This window comes from Parabacteroides sp. B2-S-102, assembly GCF_023656665.1.
In the GTDB taxonomy this organism is placed as follows: Bacteria; Bacteroidota; Bacteroidia; order Bacteroidales; family Tannerellaceae; genus Parabacteroides; species Parabacteroides distasonis.
The window spans coordinates 307779-328803 of record NZ_JAMOKM010000001.1 but is presented as its reverse complement, the minus strand read 5'-3'; the positions used below and the strand labels follow the sequence as shown (position 1 = coordinate 328803).

Below are 21025 nucleotides of genomic sequence, written 5' to 3'. Positions count from 1 at the left end.
CGTCTATTATACTTTCAAGAAAATACGTTGGCGATATAAGAAATACAAGAATCCCCAACAAACAGCGATATATGCGATAGCGCTAACCAAAGGCTGGGCGGTCTCGGGCATCAATTTCGCCAACCCTCCGAATATAGCCTCGGAAGTATAGGAGAAACGGATGAAACGCTGTGCCAAATAGATCGTAATAGAGTTCATGCCGATCACGGTAAAAAACAAGGTCCATTTACGCCACCCCAATACATCTATGATATAGAAGAACAAAGCAAACATCCAAACGGAATAAGCACCTACCACACAGACAAAAGAGCTTGTCCATAGCTTCTTATTGATAGGGAAGACCAAGCTCCATAACAAGCCGACGATCAACAATACAGCTCCCGCTCCTACTAAACAAAGCACTTTATTTCGGTCGGTCAGCCCCTCTTTCCGTAACTTAATCCATTCACCAGTGAACATACCCAACATTGCCGTGGCAATCGCAGGGACGGTGGAGAATAAACCCTCCGGATCAAAAACAGTCTCGTGCAAACGTCCGGGAAGAAACAGGCGGTCAATATACCCTACCAAGTTTCCCTCGAGCGTGAATGGCCCCGCTCCACCGGCGTCCGGCACAGGCACAAAAGCCATCGCCAGCCAATAGCCAACCAAAATAAGAACCGTTATCCCCGCACGCACTTTCCAACCGAAACGGACAAACAACAAGGCTGCGAACATCCATCCCAACCCGATACGCGCCAGCACGCTCGCACAACGCAGGTGGTCAAATTCGAACGACAATAGCCCGTTATATACCAATCCCAAGAAAACCAAGGTAATCCCCCGACGGACGATCTTCTTATAAATCGCCCCTTCCGTCATACCTTTTCCTCGTTGCTTCTCTAGTGAGAACGGAAACGAGATACCCGCAATAAAGAGGAACAATGGGAAGATCGTGTCGTGATGCGCCAATCCGTTCCATTCCACATGTTCCATCTGCCCGGCTATCGCCTGAAAAAAAGGATTCGGAAACAATGTCGCCAAAGCGACAAATAAAGAAGCACCGCCCATAATAAAGAGCATGTCAAAACCCCTAAGGGCATCCAATGATTGCAACCGCTGGGGTTGTTGTTTTTGTTTTTCCATATAATCTATTTACATTTAAAGTCAACACAAATATACTAAAACTCGCCCACATACGGATGGGATTTAACATAAAGACACCCCTAATCTTTCCCCTCGCATTCCTAATTCCGGTGTTAGATTATCGACCAACTCCGCATGGGTAATCCCGCAAAGGGTCGCATAGTCATAGTCTAAACTTATATCATTGAGTTGGTTCAAATCACTGAAATACAATACCGGATAAACATTCCAATCCTGCTCTAGCTGATCGATAGCCAATCCTTTAAACAGTTCTTTTTTCCCTTGGAAATAGGCTTCTAACGTAGATATCAATAAACTTTTCCCAAAACGGCGAGGACGACTCAGAAAGTAAGGCTTACCTTTCGTCACCAATTGGTAAATCAAGGCAGTCTTATCCACATATAAATAGTTCTCATTCCGAATATTTTCGAAACTCTGTATTCCTATCGGTAATTTACGCATAGTCGTCATAACCTTTTTTCTTACCACACCTGTTGTTGAACAAAGATAGAACTTTTTTCCGGAACAAGTCTCCGATTATAGTTTTCATTCTATGAAATACTCAATTTTTTCTACACTAATAGAGGGCGATATTTTACTTTCCATAAGCTGGAAGTAGAATATCGCCCTCTATTTTACAAGACAGTTTGTCTATGAGTAAGCACTAGATCTAAGGCATACAAATATTTCACTGAGTAAGATCACCTCATAGCCTTAGCAAAAGCTCTAATCGCATAATGAATAAAATAATAAACAGCCTTATACACCGGCAAATCCATCTCATTTCTCAAAATGTTCCACTGCCAACGCATGGCTTTTAATTTATTCGAAGAGACCGAATGGTCACTAACTCGGTAAAGAGCCGTCACCGTATTTGTGTTCTGCGCTTTATACCCTTGCTTTAAGATAGAAAGCCAACATACATAATCCTCATGCCCAATTTCCTTGAAAAATATCTTTCCCGTCAAGGCTGAATCATACATGGCTGTCAAGCATCCTATACAATTCCCTTTCAACAACAAACGATAATCAACCTCACAAGGAGCTATTACCTCACGCCCGCATCGCTCTCCGCCTAGACTTACTTTCTCATAGTTAGAGAAAACAATAGCGACCTCGGATTTCTCGAAGACTTTTAACTGATCGCTTAGCTTATTCGGTAACCATATATCATCGCTATCCAAGAAAGCAATATACCGTCCTTTCGCTTCCTTTATTCCCATATTACGGGGTAACGTAGGCGAACCGGATGGTTTATCCGTCCGTAAATATCGAATACGGGAATCTATTCTCGCATACTTTTGAATGATTGAGAGTGAATCATCACTAGAACAATCATCCACAATAATCATCTCCCAATCCCCAAACGATTGAGCCAATACGGACTCAATCGCTTGGGATATAAAAGGAGCCGCATTATAACACGGGGTTATAATGGATACAAGAGGCAACACGTTAAATACAAATGATTATTTAAATAAATAACGTTTCAACTTAGCGAATGCCTTAAGCGAACGTTTCAAGTCTGAAGGATTACGCAAACCGACTCTCAGCCTGTGTAAAATGTAACTGGCACGTAAATAATATTTCTTCCGTGCCCTATTACAGAAATCAACCATTTCCCCTGCGGAAAGATCCGGTAAAGACAATACGGTGTTATGTGTACCATCCGGCAAACAATACTTCTCATAATCCGTCTCTATATAGTTATTTTCCCTCGCCCACTGATAAGCCTCCGTACCGGGATAAGGTATCAACGGGAAAAACTGGGCGGTATCCGTATTCAACCTTAACGCTAACCGAAGAGTCTCTTCCATGGTTTCCCGGGTTTCGCCTTGGTTACCGACCATATAACAAGCATGTATTAACAAACCCGCCTTTTTAGCGTTGGCAACATACTGATAGAAATATTCCACCTTCGTTCCTTTCTTGATGTTATCCAATATCTGTTGGCTACCACTCTCTATACCCGGAATAATCAAACGACATCCGGCCTTTTTCATAGCCAACATCGTTTCCAAATCAAGGTCTACACGAGCATTACATAACCATTTCAGCCGTTTATTCAATTTCTTTTCCACTAACAAACGACAAATGTCCAATACTCGCTTCTTATTGGCTGTAAATGTATCATCTTCGATTACTACCTCTTTCACATCTGGGAAATTAGCGGCAATGTATTCGAACTCGGCCACCACATTCTCTGCGGATCGTGCCCGAAAAGCATGCCCATGCATCGTTTGCGGATAGACACAGAAATTACAACGAAAGGGACATCCACGCCCGGTAAATATCTGGATAGAGGGATATGTGGCAGCAGCGAAAAAGTAATCCCTCTCATTTAAATGTTCCTTGATAAATTGTGAGGCAAAAGGAAGATCATCCAAATTCTTCATCGGTGGCATAGGCGCGGTTCGTACAAACTCCTTCCCGTCCCAAAAACAAAGCCCTCGAACCTCCCGCAGATCCTTTCCTGCGTCCAGAACATTCGCTAGCTCATTCACGATACAATCATATTCTCCAATAGCGACCGCATCCACCGCATCCGAATAACCCAACGTCTCTTCTGCGCAAGCCGAAGGATGAGTCCCCACAAGCACGACAAACGAGTGAGGATACAATGCCTTCAGCTTCCCGGCAAAAGCAACGTCACTTTTAATGGAAGGCGTACTTGTATCTAAAACAAACAATGAATGCTCATTATCCGTCTTCCGAATAATGTTTAAAGACTGTTCCTCATTTAACTGTTTAGCTGGAGCATCCAAAAAAGAGACATTATGTCCCTGTTTGCTTGAATACAAAGCCGCATAAATCAGCCATAGAGGATAATATAAAGCCCCACTTTTCGTAATTGCTGGACTACGGGACTCACGAGAGAATTTTCCATACTCAGCCTTGAATGGAGGATTGATGAAATAGATGTTCATATAGATTTTCTTTTATAAGATTTTCCGTATAAAAACAATTCAAGAATAGGAGATATAGAGACTATGTTCTTAATCCATATAGAAGCATAGCTAATAAATAAAGAGAATATAAACAAAAACAAAAAACAAGGTATATTGTCCACCGATGACAACGTAATATAGTCCGTAATCACCAATAAAAACGCAAAAGGTCCGTTATGGGTCACATAAATAGATAAAGACTCACGCCCGAAATATTGGAACATATTATCTACCTGTCTATTCCAAGAAATATGGTGAACAATAAAGAACAAAGAAAAGATAGCGAATAACGACAACACAATCTTCATCAATTGGTTAAACATCGAGGACATATCATATACAAAAGAAGGGATCAGCAGGAAAAACATAACGAACGAAAACGTAAAAAACTTCTTATTATTCAGAATAAGACTCCTCAAATTCGTTTGTTTACACACGATAGACCCTAAAAAAATAAAACATAAAATAATTAAATACAGATCGTATTCCTTCCGAGTAAATCGCATCCTTATACAGTAACATATACAACAAAATAACAAGTATAAATAAGAACAATAAAATTACTAAATCTACAAAAATAGACTTAGCATTTATTTGTTTATCGACCCATCTATAGACAAAAAAAAGAATAGAGAGAATGAACAGAGTAGCAAAGAACCACAATCCCCCTCCCCATGTTTTCACAAAGTTCAATACACAATCTATAAAGCTTTGATCTATCATTGTCCTTAAGAAAAAGAAAGGGATAACAACTCCCCAAGTAACCATGGGAAGTAACAATGTCCTCAACTTCTTTATTAGAAAAGAAATGGTTTCATTCCATCCAAAGCGTTCTATTCGAAATGTCATCTGAGCGACATACCCACTAATGAACATAAAAAGAGGCATGTGGAATGAATAAATAAAACGCCAAAGAAAACTATCCTCGCAATTGTTATACCCTATGACATGACCTAGTACAACAAGTAAGATTGCAATTCCTTTAAGTTGATCGATGTAAGATATTCTAAGATCGTTCATTTCTAGTAAAAAATTAGTTTATTATAAATGGTATATATTTACTAAACATGAAACGATCAACATATTCACTATACTTATCAATCCACATTTCTCTTGCATTTTTACTACATAAATCTATTCGCTCCTGAAGATCAAAACAAATAAAAAAAGACTCCAAATCCCTTAAACTTTCTCCTATGACAAACCCAGTTCTTCCCTTCTCTGTCTTATTTCCAACCAATGTCCCTTCTGTTGTTAATATTGGTTTTCCAAGAAATAGCCCTTCGTAATATTTATTAGGAGCTGCATACACGTTATTTAAAACAGTTTTTTCATATAAAGCGACAATTATATCTGAATTCGCCATTATTTCTAATCCTTTTTCATATGAAACCGTACCAAAATAATGAATATTAGAGACACAATCACTATACTCCTTCACCAATTTATCCATAATTCCAAATCCTGCAATATTAAGTTCTAATGAAGAATTATTTTTCACACATTCCAACAGTTTATCAATACCTCGATCCGCAGGCATAGTACCAACATAAGACAATATGACTTTATCCGACATATTTTGTTTATTAGGTAAGTTTTGATTTAGACTCGTAAAAAGAGTTGGTATATTAGGAAGAACCCATAAATTATGAGGTATATAGTTTAATTGTTCCGTTCTTTCTTCTTCACAAATTATAGTAATATCTGAATGCTTAAGAAAAAATCTCTCAAACGTCAATATTATTGTTTTTATTAGCCGATTATTAAAATGCCTTGAATCAACAAACCAATCAAAGATATCATATATAACTTTTTTTCCAAAAAACAACTTCAATATAATTGCAGGTAGGATTGTATCAAAATCACAAGCATGAATGACCTTGTACGATTTTTTATTTCTTAACAGATAACAAAATATATACCAGTTAAATCCTAATATTCCAAACGCATTTTTTAAACCTGTACCATACTTTGACTTTCTTTGATAATATGAGTGAATATGGTCATTTTTCAACTTACAACTTCTATCCCAACAAACTATTCTATAATTTATATTGTTAGCATATAAATAATCGCAATACTTTTGCACTCTAGGGTCAGGATTACAATCTAAACTTCTCAAAAAAACAATCATTTCAAATATTCTAACAAGATTTTCACAATTCTATGACTAGCCACTCCATCTCCATATGGATTTACCGTACGACTCATCGACTCATATTTTTCATTATCACACAGAAGATCAGAAACTGCAGAAATAATTTTATCACAATCGGTACCAACAAGTCGCACAGTTCCTGCTGAAACAGCTTCCGGTCGTTCCGTTGTATCTCGCATCACCAATACAGGTTTTCCAAGTCCAGGAGCCTCTTCTTGAACGCCGCCACTATCCGTCAATACAAGTGTTGATTTCTCCATTAAGTAAACAAATGACAAATATTCCAATGGTTCTATAAAAAACATATTATTCAAGTTGGATAAATCATCTCCAAATACCTCATGAATAGGTTTGCGAACATTAGGATTTAAGTGCATCGGATAAATAAAATCAATATCAGAATACTTTTGTGTCAATTCTTTAATTGCCTTAGATATACGAATAAAACCATCACCAAAATTCTCTCGTCGATGCCCTGTTATAAGTACCATTTTTTTCCCATCCAATAAGCGATTAACATCATACCCTCTTTCTCTTAAGACCTCTTTCTGCATTGCTTCCATAATCTTATCGGTCTTCATCTTTCGAACTACTTGAAGCAAAGCATCTATCACTGTATTACCGGTAACCCATATCAGATCAGGATTTACATTTTCCCTCATTAAGTTTTGTTTACCCAATAAAGTTGGTGCAAAATGATAAGTAGCAATACGACCGGTTATTTGTCGATTCATCTCTTCCGGCCAAGGATTATAAGTATTATGAGTACGCAAACCTGCCTCTATATGCCCAACAGGTATTCGTTGATAATAAGCAGCTAACGCTGCGACGGTAGAAGTAGTTGTATCACCATGTACTAAAACAAGGTCCGGTTGTACCTCTTTTAAAATATCACGCATACCTAACAACACACAAGATGTTACATCATACAGGTCTTGTCCCTGTCTCATAATATTCAAATCATAATCAGGTATTATTTCAAAAACATGTAATACTTGATCCAACATTTCACGATGTTGTCCCGTCACACAAACAACGCTTTTTAAATCATTAGGATATTTTTGAAATTCTTTGATTAAAGGAGCCATTTTAATAGCTTCAGGACGTGTTCCAAAAACAAATAATACTTTTTTCATATTTTATTTCCTTTGCAATTTAATGTGTCATTTATAAGGTTTATCCATTTTCCACCTATATATTCTGGATCAAAAGAATGAATTTTTTCCATACATCTATTTTTCATTTGTTGTAATTGTACAGGATCATTCATTAATTGGTGTAGCTTTTTAGCGTATTCTTTTTTCTTATAAGGAGATATTAAATACCCATTTATTCCATCATCTATAATATCAACAGCTGCAGAAAACGAATTATATAAAAGCGGGACAACACCAAAGGATTGACACTCTAATAATGTCATAGGGAATCCTTCATAGATGGATGTCATACAAAAAATTTTAGCACGCTTATAGTATTCATTAGGATCAACCATCCCAACAAACCTAACATTTCTCAAACGCATATTTTTAGATAGATTTTCTAAATATCTACGACAACTTCCGTCTCCTAGAATATAAAGTTTCCAACCTAGATCCTTATACTTACTTTCAATAATATACCAAATATCAAGCAATTTATCTACAGATTTCTGCGGCTCCAATCTACCCACAAAAACAACGACATTTTCTTTATCACTAGGCAATACAGGAATTTGTAAAATTGCAGGATTATTTATAACTTCAATTTTATCAAAGTTACTGTTTGTATTTATATAACAATAATCATTAAAATATTTTTTTGATAACAAAACAACGCAACTACTATTGTCAAATATAAATTTTCCGCCCTTAAAGCCTCTAAATACAGACTGAAAATAATACCACATTCGATAGATTAGCAATCTCGTAAAAGATGTATAAAAAAATATTTTAAAGAATTTATTTTCTCTTAGGAACAAATCTGGAGTATTATGAAGAACTGAGACTAAAGGAATTTTTAGTTCATTACACGCAATAGTACAACCGGCAGAAGTACGACTATTAACAGCCGTCTGATTAATTACAACATCTATTTCATTTTTAATTAAATACGATTTTATAAAATCGATATTACATAAGCTATTCATATTGCACTTATCTGGCAAACCAACTTGACACAACTCTGACTTTAACCCTTTATGGTTTTGCCAATACATTAAATACACAGAATATCCATTTGAATTTAAATATTCATATAAAAATCTAGTAACAGACTCTACTCCTCCAGATTGTTTTACAATTTCATAAGTAGAAAAAAATAAGACTCTCATACAAAATTCATTTTACATTTATATGACTAACACCTATTATATAAATATTGGTAGAAAACCAAAATGCAAAGAGTAGAAACAAAACAAAACAATTTGTCATTGATATACAGGAATATGTAAATCTATTAAACACATATTTACTCAGCAAATATATCATGGGAATTTTAACAACATTCAACCATCTCAAAAAGATATCATTATTCTCTATATTTAGAAAATAAAATATCGTTGACACATATATTATCCAAAATACAAAACGATACATAACTTTATCGATACAGGTTAGTATATTCTTCCGCAGCGTATAAAGTACAATAAAACTTAGCACATATAACACTACGACTTGTATATACATTATAACAACCCACCAAAATGATCCCTCCTGTGCTTCTTTCATCAAATACCCTCCTCCTTCTAGTTCCAACAAATCCGACAAATATTCTTCAATCAAAATATTTCCAAAATACACAAAAACAGGAATAACACATACAAGCAATAAGATTTTTTTTGTATTTATATTCATTATCAATAGTAATAAAAACAACAACATATATATTCCTGTTTTATGAAAAAAAGAACTCGATATCAAAAGCAATAATCCAAATAGATTTTTTTTAAGTTGTATTTTTTCATATAGTATTAAAAACAATCCTAAAAACATCATACATATAGATAACATTTGACGCCCCCCCGCCATATCATACAGTAATATAACACTATACAATATCAAGAAATACAATTTGTAGCACCTAACATATTGAAATATTCCCCATAGAAATATAAATGACACAATATACAATGTCAGCCTAAAAACAAAATAATTTCCACTTATTAATTGAATATACCATACATATATTGGTTCTAAAGCGACCAGAGGATCATTCACTTTAGACATTTTCATTAATTCCAAATAAGAATTATAATCAGCTGTAATATAACCATATACTGAAAATATGATAAAAAATACAAAGATTATAAAGTAAGATGATTTTTTTATTTTCTTATTCACACAGACTAAAAACAGCAAGAATAAAATAACAAAATTATAAATAAACCAAGAATAAGAATATAGCAAAATTGGCATTATTAGTTCAGATCAATTCATTAAACAATTTTTCCCATTCAAACACTACTTTATTTATATCATATAACTCAGATTTTTTAATAGCATTATTTCTCATATAACAAAGAGAAGTATCATCTAAAGACATCAAATATCGAAGTTTACAAATATACTCATTTTGTTTATTAAATGGAATTACATAGCCATTCACTCCATCATCAATAATATCATCAACAGCAGAAAAACTATCATAACATATTGGAATACAACCATATTTCATTCCTTCTATCAGTACCATTGGAAAACCCTCCGATTCTGATGTCAAACAAACGACAGTAGATTGATTAAAATAATATTCAGGAGAGTTAGTTGAACCTTCAAAATATACGTTTTTTATATTTTCCGATTTCACCAAGCTCTTATAGATTCCCACATCAGGACCATCACCTACAATAAGCAGATCCCAGTCTAAAAACTCTTCACACAAATATTTCCAGATATTAATCAACTCGGAAATTTTTTTTTGGGTTTCTACTAATCGTCCCACATAAAGTAGTTTTTTTCTATTTAAGAATAAACCATCTACTTTATCATCCACATTAAAACCATTTGGAATAGCTATAATTTTCTCATATTCACATCTTGACAATTCAGCACAAGATGAGACATAAGATTTTGACAACACAACCATCTTATCACTAACAAGAGATGCCATGATATATGATCTCCTAACTACATTATGTATATATACCTGATATATTGGCTTTAACATCCGTTTTAACACATTTTTTACTCCTCGGCCTTTTATCATTGTATCAAGACATTTAAAATCAACAAATGGATCATTATGGACAACGGTGATAAAAGCTGGAAAATATTTACCATTACCTTGTACATTTCCTTTTAATTTAAGCATCAACTTATTTACCTCATAGTCCATATTTTGATTAATAATAACATCGATTTCATTCTCCTGCAAAACCAACAAAAAATGGCGCCTATTTTCTCTGGAAAACAATTTTTCATTAGGCATATTTAAGCAAACAACTTTAGAATCAAGCCTACTCATATATTCACATTTATTTCCTTTAAAAAGAGATAATATACAGACATTATATCCTATTTTAACAAGACTATTAGACAAAGTTATAGTCATTTTTTCCACACCACCATATCTAGGAAATTGTTTTAGAATAAATAAAATATTCATAACTTTTACTGCTTAAAATTTCAAGTAAGAACTCTAATTGTATTTTTATCTCTTCCACACACGAACAAAATCATCCTTCCGATCTCTCAATATCATCATCGGCTTACAATTATGCGATGGGTCTATCAAATTTTGAATACCAGTTATTCATCATATTCAGCACTATGAGATTCACTTTCATAAGCCCAATATAATCGTCCTAACTCAACCCTTGCAGATCTGAAAAATTCCAAACCTTAACAGGTAGTCTTATATTTATTCCAATTCTTCAAGAATAAAAAATCAGCTTTCAACCGCGGAACAATATTCCTTTGCGCTTCCAGTAATTGAAAAAACGTATTCTTAAATTGATCTTCTTTTACAGATTTCTTTTGTTTCTCGTTAAATTCAAATTGCTCTCTCAATGTCAAATAAAGTAGCACCGCATTAAGCAAGCCGATCACAGGAGCTGTAAGTCCACCTATCGTATCCCCAATCTCGCCTATATGATCAAATATAACCTCATCCCCAAAAATAGGACGAGTGTACAAAAAGGAGCACAAACAGCAAAGACTGTCAAACAAAGTAAAATTACAAGAGCAACTAATTTTCTATTCATATTGCTATTATTCTCTTTTTATTCATACATGACACATCCGGATAAATCGCCTCATCAGATTTCTCATTCCCGGAGCAACACAAAGCAAAGTTAAAGTCGACAAAATAGAAAATACAAGAATACCCAATAATCCATCAAAAAACGTCGTATCTCCTTGCACCATTGAATACCTCATCCCAAGACAAACTATCACTCCGCAAAGCAACGCTGCCATCAAATGTCTCGCATACATAAATATGTATATACTCAATCGCTCATCCAAGCCCTTGCGAAACAAATAGTAAGGTTTCCAACAAAAAACGACCAACAACAAGCTGATCAGCACCCCAGATAACACACCATGTAATCCAAAGTAATATCCTAAAATAATAGATAGGCCAACATTCAGAGAGGCTTCCACTATTGGTGCCCAAATATCGCCAAACAAGCCGTAAGCATTGATATAGGCATCCACCGTCGTTCGGCTTAAATTAACAAACAGAATAGCTGTCATCAACAACAAACTCAAGGAATCCATGACATATTTCTTGCCTATCCAAAAGGAGACAAATGCTGGAGTAATCATAAGAACCCCGAAGCACATGATACAAGAGAACAAGAACCTTATAGAAAACAGTTCCGCAAATACACTCATAATCTTTCGTTTGTCCCCTTCAGCCACCAAATTTCCAATTCCAGCATTCATGCTATTAAACATAGCTGTCATCAGAGTTTGAACACCCATTACAATCAACATATAATTACCGTACAAAGCGACTACCGTTAATGTCGTATAGACATATATAATGATTGGGCTTGTTTGTGACAAGGCAAAACCTCCAATTTTATGAAAAAACAGTTGCTTGACCTTCGTAAGCACATCCGGATATTTCCTTGTCAACTCTCTACCTATAAGCAAATTTGTCTTTAAATAAGGATAAGTCCGGGCGATCACCCGATTCAAAGCCATTGAAGCCACCACAGCGAACACCATTTCCAATACCAGCCACCAAACATATCCATCATCCAAGAATCGAATCGCCAATATTTGGCAAAGTAATTTTGCTAACATCGAGGCTTTGTAACTATACTGTATCTTATACTCCTGTTGATCCGCAGACAAAACGATCTGCTTATAATTAACAAAATAGCTTAATAGCCCACTAACCAATAATACCCCAAAAGAGGCATACGCATACCATAAGGGCAACGGCATCTTGGCAAAGATCCAAGGGAAAAAGGCCATCAAGACCACACTTCCAGCTATCACGATCCATGCGATACGCCGATAGAGCCACCCTTGCAAGGATACGATTTCATTGATTGTATCCGTATCTTTCTCGGCAAGCGGTTTATAAAGGGTACAAGCAATAGCAGCTCCCACCCCCAATTCCGCAAGGTTCAAGAACTGCAGCAAATTGGTAGCCGTAGTATTCAACCCCAGCACCTCCGCCCCCAAATAATCCAAGAAAATCTTCCTTGAAAAGAATTGGAGGATCAGGTTGATGAAATAAAACACCAACGCCACCGAACTGTTTTTTATACTTTTGGATGTTCGTGAATCTGTTTTTGCCATATTCTTCACAAATCTATTTGCCCCAAGATACACTCATAAGTAAGAAACAAGCTATTCCACAAAGGAACTCCTTATAACTCGTTCCTACAAGCTAAAATTGTCGTATTTCTTTATGTGATTATTAAGGATGAGCGATCAGACTTTCGAGTTTAGCTAACAATTTACGTGTGAGTTCCAACAAAGGCAATACATCCTCACGCTCAAAGTCAAAGAAATCGTTATAATCCCCGGTAATACGATGTTGTAGCAAACGGGAATATAATCAGCTTTCATCTTTTGTCAACAAACCTTTAGAGACATAATTCAATTCTAATTGACCAACTACCCCATTATGGGTTTGCACCTTGAATCCGCTGTTATATCTTCCGCACTCAAGAATTGTATCCCCTTGTCTTTTACGCTGTGTACAAAGGGAGAGAAATGGTATCTCATCCAATCTTTCAAGGTGTAAAGCACCGGGCTGACGCACTCGTTTAACAACCAACCCAGCCCTACTAAAGGATAGGATATATTGTCATAATCCTCCACCTCGATTTTCGGTTTGTCCAACAAGATCAATATACCCCAATCCGAATCCGGACGTGCCTCGTTTCTGGCCTGCGAACCATACAAAAAAGCATGCCCTCCTGCCGGTATGACCTTACGCAAGGTCTCCTTGATTCGATTCAGCACGTCCGTTCTCATAAAATCTATGACTTTTATTGTTTCACTTCCGGGCAAGGATAAATAATGTACACCAAACTTACGCATAAATGCCCACATAATTTCATTCTGCCTGGTAGTGCAGGATTGGATAATCGCTCTCCTTAGTTTTCCTCATCTAAAATTTCTTCCCAAACGCAATGTTCAAGAACGTCTTCACCAATATCTTGAAATCGAACCACCACGAGCGATGCTCCAGATAGAACAAGTCATAGCGCAGACGGCGGAGCATCTTCTCCAGCGTATCCGTATAACCGTTATAGAGCGTGGCGTAAGAGGTCACACCCGGACGGATCTGGTACAGGAAGCGATAGCGGGGATCGCGTTCCATGATCTGGTCGATGTAGAACTTGCGTTCCGGACGGGGGCCGATAAAAGACATATCACCGATGAAGACATTCCATAATTGGGGAAGCTCGTCCAAATGATGCTCACGCAGGAACTTGCCCACATGCGTCATACGGGGATCAGCGCCTCCCTTGTAAAGGGCAGGGCCGAACTTCTCAGCGTCCAAACGCATGCTGCGGAACTTATAGATGTTAAACGGGCGACCGAAACGGCCGATACGCTCCTGCCTGAAGATAGCCGGGCCGCCATCCTCGCGCCTTACGGCGATGTAGCAGATCAAGAACAAGGGGGAGAATACGACCAAGGCGATAAAGGCCAAAAGACAATCCCCTATACGCTTCACGTTACGCTCGAAGGCGTTCATCCCATCTGAGATAAAATCAGTAGATTTTCCAAAACTCTCTTCTAAAATCATGGCTAGTTAATTAGTCGATGAAGGCAGGCACGAGGTTAAAACTTAATCTCATTTGCATAGCCCATCCTTAAATTATTTCTTTCCTCCGTTCATTTCCTCCTCTTTCTTATAATCGATATACCGCTCCAAGGCCTCACGTGCCAGACGGCGGAAAAGTTCCTCGTCCGACAGATGGTCCCAAAGGAGATCTACCAATCGATAGTAAACGCTAAAGTGCATGTCCTTGCCTTTTTAAAAGAATTGTAAGTGTCACTGCCAATGCCTCCGCTTATGCGGATAATGGACTTGGTCAGTCTGGTGACTTGTAAAACCGTGGCGATGTAATCGCCCAAACGGGGAAATGATTGTCTGTGATACATGTCTGGTTTGTTATTATTTTTATACAGTCCTTATGGAGACCCCAAGTAATGCAAATAATGCAAGTAATGCAGCACCTTTTTCCCACACACGTGCGTACATTATATAAAACAAGAATTTTACACTAAACGATCACAAACAAGGCATGGAACGATCCGGAAGAGAAACGCTGGATAGCCGTATGAAAGTTTGATTCGACACATATAATGTACACGTGCGTGTGTGGGAAAAAGGTGCTGCATTACTTGCATTACTTGCACCTGTTTTCCCCGGCATCGGTTCCATCCCGCACGTATATCGGCATCGACTCACGCCTACGTTCGTATAGGCCTACACCGATATACGTGTGGGGCGACGTCGATATACGTGTAAAACGATGCCCTTATACGTATGCCACACTCATACGGTCTCGCTTAGCAATGGCAATCCCTCCACCTCTCTCTTATGCCAGCCTTGGTAATCAGACAGGGAAAAACCGGGGACGGTCAATTGCTTGTAATCCTTATCGTCTCTTCGCAAGATGTGCTTGCGGGCATACGAGCGGAGCGAACGATCCGTCACGGATACCATCACCACAGGAAACGGGTAGCCGAGCAAGCGCATCGGCGTGACCTCGCTGTCCGGGAACACACGGCGCAACTGATAGGCCGAGCACTCGAACGCCACCCAATAAGGCCCCGTGCAATACAGGTGGATCGAGTTTTGGTTCGTACGCTCACGCCCCATGATCTCACCCAAATGCTCGTTCAGCAACCGCACCAAACGAACGCCGGAAGGAAGGGAAGACATTTTGATTTTTGATTTATTATTTAAACTGTCTACTGTTAACTTATTTCATGGTTGAGCCACCGATCGTAATCGTCCAGCCGGCGGATCAACGACAACTTGCTTTTCTTGGGCGAGGACTCACTTCGCCACGGATCCACAACCTCGTGCGCCATCTGACGGTAAAGACTGCTGTCCGTGCAACCGTAGAGCGTCACAAGCAACAAGGCACGGGATTGCGGAGCTTTCACCGCCAGGAGCATACCGCGCATCGTGGCGAGCAAACGAGCGAACTCTTCTTTTTCGCCCAGTAGCTTGTAGGCGGAAAGGAGCGACGAATAGACCTTGCAGCGCATCACGTCCGTCTCCGCACGGAGAGAACCATAGGCTCTCAATACCTCACGCGCCAAGCGGGTATCCTCCTCCCCTACGCTACCGGAGGCGTGATAACGGCCCAACGCGTCGTGCAGGCCATCCCGCAGGCGATCGTTGTCCAGATGGGTATAGACATGCTTACCATTGGTGTTCAGCTCGATCAGCTCGTACTCGCCCGGCTTCACCTCCAACAAGGGAACCCACATGCAATCGAGGATACGGGCCATCACATCCTTGTGACCGCCGCCCGGCTGGATCACCACCTCAGCCTCCATCCCGGCGAAATAGCCGGACGTGATACGTACACGGTCACCCTTCAGCAGGCGGCCACTGTCCGGAACGTACACCGGAAGCTCGTTGGAGTAAGACTCCGCTACCCAACGTAAGTTTCCCATCTCGCTATCCGACAGGTAAGGGAAATGGGGCGTGCCCCCGGAAGAGACACGGGGAAGGAAATTATATAAGGGGAGCGTCTGCTTCATCCGGAAGATCTCCTCCACCGAGGACCGGATAAACACGTAGTTGAACAGCAGGGGACGCCTCGTGTTGACCAGCTTGCCGTCCACCTTCCTCACCTCCACGTACGAGGGGGCGAAATACTCGAACAACGTCTCCCCGCGACGCTCGCGACGGGAAAGCTCGGCATCCAACCCTCTTGAGGGACTGATCCTATCGCGCCTGCCACCCGCGGCGGTAGGGAGCGTCAGCACGTACCAGCGAACGGTCTTCAGGTCTTGGCGCTTACAGACCCGCTCCATACCCCTATCCGGGCAATCGTTCCTCAAAACATTCATCGACATGATTCTTTTTTCCTTGGAGTATTTCAAGATATCCACCAAGCCTAACGACAATTCAAAGCCCTGCCAAGACCCTATCGTTTCTTCTTGACAAACAACGCTTTAAGTATTCAATTATGGTATTTCTGAAAATTACCATCACTTGCGATTTTTAAGCTACTTGGGAAGTAGCTTAAAAGATGGGAAAATGGTCACCACACAGTTGTAGAGACGGGGCACGCCTCATCTCTACGTGAATGTAGATGCAATTTTTGTGAGGTAACGGGATGATATAGGAAATATGAGATCATTCCGTCTCTATCGTTGTGTCCATAACCCAAGAATAGGAACGAAGATATAAGGAGAATCAAAGTCGGAACATAAAGAACAGAGCACAAATAAAGTCTAATGTTTGCTTGTGTCTTGTTATTTTTTATTACATTTGCGCCGTGAAAGAATACGCTACTTCCCAAGTAGCAAGCCTCCTACCCCACTTTGGGTATCGGTTTACACACGCTCTCAAAACAATTCCGGTTCACCTTCGACAAACGCTCCAACGAGAAGCTCTTCAAATAGATCTGTGTTGTCTTAATAGACTTATGCCCCAACAACTCACTGATAACCTCGATCGATACATCTTGTTCCTTCAAGAACGAGGCGAATGAATGACGGATCGTATACGAGGTGACCGGAAGCGTAACGCCTGTCGATCTCGCCAACAACTTCAAGTCACGGTTAAAGCGGGACAGGGTCCTGTTATATTCTTTGTAGGCCGCCTCACCGGTTCTCGTTCCACTCAAAAAAGGAAATAAATAAAGGGATTCCTTTGCCGTACAAGCGGACAACTCATCCAACAGCCGCAACGCTCCGGAGGGAATCTCCAACTGTATGAGGGATCCGCTCTTTTGTCGGTGATACTGCAATATCCCATCCCGGATATTCTCCCATTTCAAATGCGCTAGATCCACAAACGCTATCCCGCTGAACGCGAACATCAACCGAACGGTCAACTGTACACGCCGCAAGGACGGATCCTCCAATGGGGCGTTAAATATACGATCCAGCATCTCTCGCGGCAACGCCTTCTTCCGCTTGCTTTCAACGCCCGTGAAGACATCTTTGAACAGGTTGGGTACAAAGGGAGCCTCGTTCGCCTCCACGGCCAAGTTATAAATGTGACGAATCCGACGCATATAGGTGGACACCGTATTCAACGAACGGCCCTTGTCCAACAACCATGACTGATAGCACAAAAGCCTGTTCCTATTAATATAGGCATAAGGAATCGCCTCCATACCGCAAAAGCACTTGAACGAGTTCAAGGCATCTTGATAACTCTTCGCCGTGGAATACCGTTTTTTCTCACGCAGACAAGCCATGTAGATGGACAGGCCCATAACAAAATCTTCTTCTTTTTTCATATCTTCTCCTTAATAAAAAGGCCAAAAATACTACCTTTGTACACTGTGTAAATAAAATCTATACAGATGAAGCAACACCTACGACCGATTATGTTTGTCGGAACCTGCTCTGATGCGGGTAAAAGCGTTATCAATGCGGCGTTTTGCCGTATTTTCAAGCAAGATGGTTATCAACCGGCACCGTTCAAGGCACAAAATATGTCCCTCAATTCCTACTCTACCCCGGAAGGCGGCGAGATGGGCCGGGCGCAAGTCGTACAAGCGGAGGCCTGCGGTATTTCCCCGCATACGGATATGAACCCGATATTACTAAAGCCGACAAATGATAAAAGCTCGCAAGTCGTATTAAACGGAAAGCCAGTCGGCAATATGTCCGCCAAGGATTATTTCGGGATACAAAACCAGAAGGAGGAGCTATTTAAGGAAGCCATCGAAGCCTTCAAGCGTCTGGAAGCTCGCTATAACCCGATCGTATTGGAAGGAGCCGGAAGCATCTCCGAACTAAACCTGCGAGACCGGGATATCACCAATATGCGTATGGCGATCGCTGCCGGAGCCTCTACCTATTTAGTTGCGGATATAGACCGTGGGGGCGTATTCGGCTCTGTATATGGAACGATCGCTTTATTACGACCGGAGGAACGAGTGTTAATGAAAGGGGTTATCATCAATAAGTTCCGTGGAGACGCCTCTTTATTCGAAGAAGGACGGAGCCTATTAAAGGAATTGACTGGGATTCCCGTGGTCGGCGTAATTCCATGGTTTCGGGATATCAAGATAGAGGAAGAGGATTCCGTAGCGTTGGATATGAAAAATAACACTTATAAAGACGGGAAAATCAATGTAGCTATCATCCTGCTGAAACGAATGTCTAATTTCACGGATTTTGATGTATTGGAGATGGACCCCCGTTTCAATCCGTATTATACCAACAATATCGATGAGATAGAGAAAGCCGACATCATCCTGCTCCCCGGCTCAAAGAATACGTTATCGGACTTACAAAGCCTGCGGGCCAATGGGATAGCGATGGCGATTATCCGGGCGCATAAAGCGGGTAAAAAGGTGATCGGTATTTGCGGTGGCTATCAAATGATGGGAGTCCGCTTGGAAGATCCGGAAAGTATCGAGGGAAATATCCCGGCGATTCCCGGTCTCGGTCTTCTGCCTCAATGCACAGTCATCGAGCAGGAGAAGATCACGAGACAAAGCGACTTTGCTTTCCTCCCCTCCTCGGAGAATAAGGATTGTAAAGGATACGAAATACATATGGGACGAACCACCCTATTGGGTGACGCCCCCGAACAGCCCGTAGCCCGACTGGAAGACGGACGAACGGACGGATATTACCTCAACAACCGATGCTGGGGAAGTTATATGCATGGTATCCTTGATAATCCAGCCGTATTGGACAACTTAGCTGAAGGCTTTGACACGGAAACGACTACAGGTCCTTTCGATTATGCCGCTTTTAAGGAAGAGCAGTATGACAAACTCGCCGCCCTCGTAAGGGAGCACGTGGATATGGAATATATTTATAACAGTATTAAAAACTAATATCATGAACAGACGTACTTTTATGCAAAAAACCGGACTTATCATGTCCGGACTTACTTTATCGCCGCTTATCGGTAAATCGTATTCCTCCATATACGGACAAACCGCCCCTAGCAACAAAGTAAAGGTAGCCCTCATAGGATGCCGTAGCATGGGATACGGGGATTTGAATACTTTTCTTGATTATCCGGAGACGGAATGCGTGGCTCTTTGCGATGTCGATGACGAATGGTTAAACAAACGGGCTGCCGACGTTGAGAAGAAAACAGGGAAAAAAGTACCTCACTTATATAAGGACTGGCGACGAGTAATCGATAATAAAGACGTAGATGTAGTCATTATCGGTACGCCGGACCATTGGCATTGCCTTCCGACGGTCTGGGCTTGCCAAGCGGGAAAAGACGTATATGTAGAGAAGCCGCTCTCCAATACGATCGAGGAATGTAACCTGATGGAAAAAGCCGCCCGTAAATATAACCGGATCGTACAGGTAGGCCAATGGCAACGTAGCGACCCGCATTGGGACGAGGCGGCTAATTTCTTGAAAGCCGGAAATATCGGACGGATCCGTACGGTCAAGGTCTGGGCTTACCAAGACGGCAAGCCGACACTTCCGGTTAAACCGGATTGCGACGCTCCCGCCGGTGTGGATTACGATATGTGGCTAGGCCCGGCTCCTAAACGTCCGTTCAATCCTTATCGCTTTCATTATAATTTCCGTTTCTTCTGGGACTATGCCGGAGGCTTGATGTCGGACTGGGGCGTACATTTACTGGATTATGCCATGGAAGGTATGAACGCGGGTCTTCCCACCCGTGTATTCTCAGGCGGCGGCAAGTTCGCCTATCCGGACGACGCTATGGAGACACCCGATACTTTAATGGCGACTTATGCCTACGATGATTTTAATATCATCTGGGATCACGCTTGCGGAATCAATCACGGACTCTATAACCGTAAGGAAGGATTAGCGTTCTATGGGGAGAATGGTACGATGGTACTCGACAGGGCCGGTTGGGAGGTCATACCGGTCGTATCCAATAACGTAGCTCGCATGGAAGCCGTTCCTTTCAAGAAAGGAGAAGGCAAAGGACTTTATAATCATGTGGGAAACATGTTGAGCTGCATTAAAAGCCGTGAGCTTCCGAACGCCGATGTCGCTATCGGTGCCCGTGTAGCGAAGATGGCTCATCTGGCGAATATCTCCTGCCGGGTTCAACGGGAAGTTCATTGGGATGATAAAAACAATTTGTTTGTCGGCGATAACGAGGCTACCGCCTTGTCGAAAGCCTATTACCGGGCACCTTGGGAATTACCTAAATTGTAACAATCGCAGCATAACGT

At 40.4% G+C, this 21025-nt stretch carries 19 protein-coding genes and 1 pseudogene; 2 read left to right on the top strand and 18 right to left on the bottom strand.

Going from position 1 to position 21025, the window contains the following annotated elements; all coding sequences use genetic code 11:
* Positions 1-6: 6 nt before the first annotated feature.
* The 18 genes and pseudogenes from NBH07_RS01405 to NBH07_RS01320 all read right to left on the bottom strand — a co-directional run bounded on the left by NBH07_RS01405 (position 7) and on the right by NBH07_RS01320 (position 18124).
* On the bottom strand, positions 7-1125 hold the full coding sequence (locus NBH07_RS01405) for an acyltransferase family protein (protein ID WP_005856429.1): 1119 nt from the start codon (positions 1123-1125) through the stop codon (positions 7-9).
* Between the two features lie 201 nt (positions 1126-1326).
* Positions 1327-1596, bottom strand: a pseudogene (locus NBH07_RS01400) (AAA family ATPase); the annotation flags it as partial.
* 230 nt (positions 1597-1826) lie between these two features.
* Positions 1827-2579 (bottom strand): glycosyltransferase family 2 protein, encoded by a 753-nt coding sequence (locus tag NBH07_RS01395; protein ID WP_005856427.1) that lies wholly within the window; start codon positions 2577-2579, stop codon positions 1827-1829.
* Positions 2580-2594: 15 nt separating this feature from the next.
* The gene (locus NBH07_RS01390) at positions 2595-4052 is read right to left on the bottom strand and encodes a B12-binding domain-containing radical SAM protein (RefSeq protein ID WP_005856426.1); all 1458 of its coding nucleotides are present in this window, start codon (positions 4050-4052) and stop codon (positions 2595-2597) included.
* Positions 4049-4579, bottom strand: a complete 531-nt coding sequence (locus tag NBH07_RS22550) for a DUF418 domain-containing protein (RefSeq protein ID WP_350468546.1) — start codon at positions 4577-4579, stop codon at positions 4049-4051. Before NBH07_RS22550 ends, NBH07_RS01390 begins: the two co-directional genes overlap by 4 nt.
* A complete protein-coding gene (locus NBH07_RS01380) occupies positions 4503-5093 on the bottom strand; it encodes an acyltransferase family protein (protein WP_250833453.1) in 591 nt (196 codons plus the stop codon). The genes NBH07_RS22550 and NBH07_RS01380 overlap by 77 nt, the downstream gene beginning before the upstream one ends.
* A gap of 13 nt (positions 5094-5106) precedes the next feature.
* The gene (locus NBH07_RS01375) at positions 5107-6195 is read right to left on the bottom strand and encodes a glycosyltransferase family protein (RefSeq protein ID WP_227211117.1); all 1089 of its coding nucleotides are present in this window, start codon (positions 6193-6195) and stop codon (positions 5107-5109) included.
* 8 nt (positions 6196-6203) lie between these two features.
* A complete protein-coding gene (wecB, locus tag NBH07_RS01370; protein ID WP_005856423.1) occupies positions 6204-7367 on the bottom strand; it encodes a non-hydrolyzing UDP-N-acetylglucosamine 2-epimerase in 1164 nt (387 codons plus the stop codon).
* On the bottom strand, positions 7364-8539 hold the full coding sequence (locus NBH07_RS01365) for a glycosyltransferase (RefSeq protein WP_005856422.1): 1176 nt from the start codon (positions 8537-8539) through the stop codon (positions 7364-7366). Before NBH07_RS01365 ends, wecB begins: the two co-directional genes overlap by 4 nt.
* A gap of 7 nt (positions 8540-8546) precedes the next feature.
* Entirely contained in the window at positions 8547-9623 is a 1077-nt protein-coding gene (locus NBH07_RS01360; RefSeq protein WP_156682506.1) for an EpsG family protein, read from the bottom strand.
* Positions 9624-9630: 7 nt separating this feature from the next.
* A complete protein-coding gene (locus NBH07_RS01355; RefSeq protein ID WP_009017888.1) occupies positions 9631-10812 on the bottom strand; it encodes a glycosyltransferase in 1182 nt (393 codons plus the stop codon).
* 620 nt (positions 10813-11432) lie between these two features.
* Positions 11433-12965 (bottom strand): lipopolysaccharide biosynthesis protein, encoded by a 1533-nt coding sequence (locus tag NBH07_RS01350; RefSeq protein ID WP_036628701.1) that lies wholly within the window; start codon positions 12963-12965, stop codon positions 11433-11435.
* Positions 12966-13286: 321 nt separating this feature from the next.
* Complete coding sequence (locus tag NBH07_RS01345; RefSeq protein WP_005856417.1) at positions 13287-13649, bottom strand: nucleotidyltransferase domain-containing protein; 363 nt, start codon at positions 13647-13649, stop codon at positions 13287-13289.
* 136 nt (positions 13650-13785) lie between these two features.
* The gene (locus NBH07_RS01340) at positions 13786-14430 is read right to left on the bottom strand and encodes a sugar transferase (protein WP_005856416.1); all 645 of its coding nucleotides are present in this window, start codon (positions 14428-14430) and stop codon (positions 13786-13788) included.
* 72 nt (positions 14431-14502) lie between these two features.
* Entirely contained in the window at positions 14503-14649 is a 147-nt protein-coding gene (locus NBH07_RS01335) for a hypothetical protein (protein WP_005856415.1), read from the bottom strand.
* 537 nt (positions 14650-15186) lie between these two features.
* A complete protein-coding gene (locus NBH07_RS01330; RefSeq protein ID WP_005856413.1) occupies positions 15187-15576 on the bottom strand; it encodes a hypothetical protein in 390 nt (129 codons plus the stop codon).
* 35 nt (positions 15577-15611) lie between these two features.
* A complete protein-coding gene (gene nusG, locus NBH07_RS01325; RefSeq protein WP_009017883.1) occupies positions 15612-16727 on the bottom strand; it encodes a transcription termination/antitermination protein NusG in 1116 nt (371 codons plus the stop codon).
* Positions 16728-17188: 461 nt separating this feature from the next.
* Positions 17189-18124, bottom strand: coding sequence for a tyrosine-type recombinase/integrase (locus tag NBH07_RS01320; RefSeq protein ID WP_095231485.1), 936 nt, complete (start codon positions 18122-18124; stop codon positions 17189-17191).
* A gap of 66 nt (positions 18125-18190) precedes the next feature.
* On the opposite strand from NBH07_RS01320, the gene NBH07_RS01315 reads away from it, so the two are divergent.
* The gene (locus NBH07_RS01315; RefSeq protein WP_005856411.1) at positions 18191-19681 is read left to right on the top strand and encodes a cobyric acid synthase; all 1491 of its coding nucleotides are present in this window, start codon (positions 18191-18193) and stop codon (positions 19679-19681) included.
* Between the two features lie 4 nt (positions 19682-19685).
* Positions 19686-21008, top strand: a complete 1323-nt coding sequence (locus NBH07_RS01310) for a Gfo/Idh/MocA family protein (protein WP_087342999.1) — start codon at positions 19686-19688, stop codon at positions 21006-21008.
* Positions 21009-21025: the final 17 nt, after the last annotated feature.

Coding starts and splice junctions, on each gene's coding strand:
- NBH07_RS01380 (WP_250833453.1), bottom strand. CDS start 5,093: ATGAACGATCTTAGAATATCTTACATCGATCAACTTAAAGGAATTGCA.
- NBH07_RS01340 (WP_005856416.1), bottom strand. CDS start 14,430: ATGATTTTAGAAGAGAGTTTTGGAAAATCTACTGATTTTATCTCAGAT.
- NBH07_RS01320 (WP_095231485.1), bottom strand. CDS start 18,124: ATGAAAAAAGAAGAAGATTTTGTTATGGGCCTGTCCATCTACATGGCT.
- NBH07_RS01390 (WP_005856426.1), bottom strand. CDS start 4,052: ATGAACATCTATTTCATCAATCCTCCATTCAAGGCTGAGTATGGAAAA.
- NBH07_RS01360 (WP_156682506.1), bottom strand. CDS start 9,623: ATGCCAATTTTGCTATATTCTTATTCTTGGTTTATTTATAATTTTGTT.
- NBH07_RS01355 (WP_009017888.1), bottom strand. CDS start 10,812: ATGAATATTTTATTTATTCTAAAACAATTTCCTAGATATGGTGGTGTG.
- NBH07_RS01310 (WP_087342999.1), top strand. CDS start 19,686: ATGAACAGACGTACTTTTATGCAAAAAACCGGACTTATCATGTCCGGA.
- wecB (WP_005856423.1), bottom strand. CDS start 7,367: ATGAAAAAAGTATTATTTGTTTTTGGAACACGTCCTGAAGCTATTAAA.
- NBH07_RS01405 (WP_005856429.1), bottom strand. CDS start 1,125: ATGGAAAAACAAAAACAACAACCCCAGCGGTTGCAATCATTGGATGCC.
- NBH07_RS01365 (WP_005856422.1), bottom strand. CDS start 8,539: ATGAGAGTCTTATTTTTTTCTACTTATGAAATTGTAAAACAATCTGGA.
- NBH07_RS01315 (WP_005856411.1), top strand. CDS start 18,191: ATGAAGCAACACCTACGACCGATTATGTTTGTCGGAACCTGCTCTGAT.
- NBH07_RS01345 (WP_005856417.1), bottom strand. CDS start 13,649: ATGAGAACGGACGTGCTGAATCGAATCAAGGAGACCTTGCGTAAGGTC.
- NBH07_RS22550 (WP_350468546.1), bottom strand. CDS start 4,579: ATGCGATTTACTCGGAAGGAATACGATCTGTATTTAATTATTTTATGT.
- NBH07_RS01330 (WP_005856413.1), bottom strand. CDS start 15,576: ATGTCTTCCCTTCCTTCCGGCGTTCGTTTGGTGCGGTTGCTGAACGAG.
- nusG (WP_009017883.1), bottom strand. CDS start 16,727: ATGTCGATGAATGTTTTGAGGAACGATTGCCCGGATAGGGGTATGGAG.
- NBH07_RS01335 (WP_005856415.1), bottom strand. CDS start 14,649: ATGCACTTTAGCGTTTACTATCGATTGGTAGATCTCCTTTGGGACCAT.
- NBH07_RS01350 (WP_036628701.1), bottom strand. CDS start 12,965: ATGGCAAAAACAGATTCACGAACATCCAAAAGTATAAAAAACAGTTCG.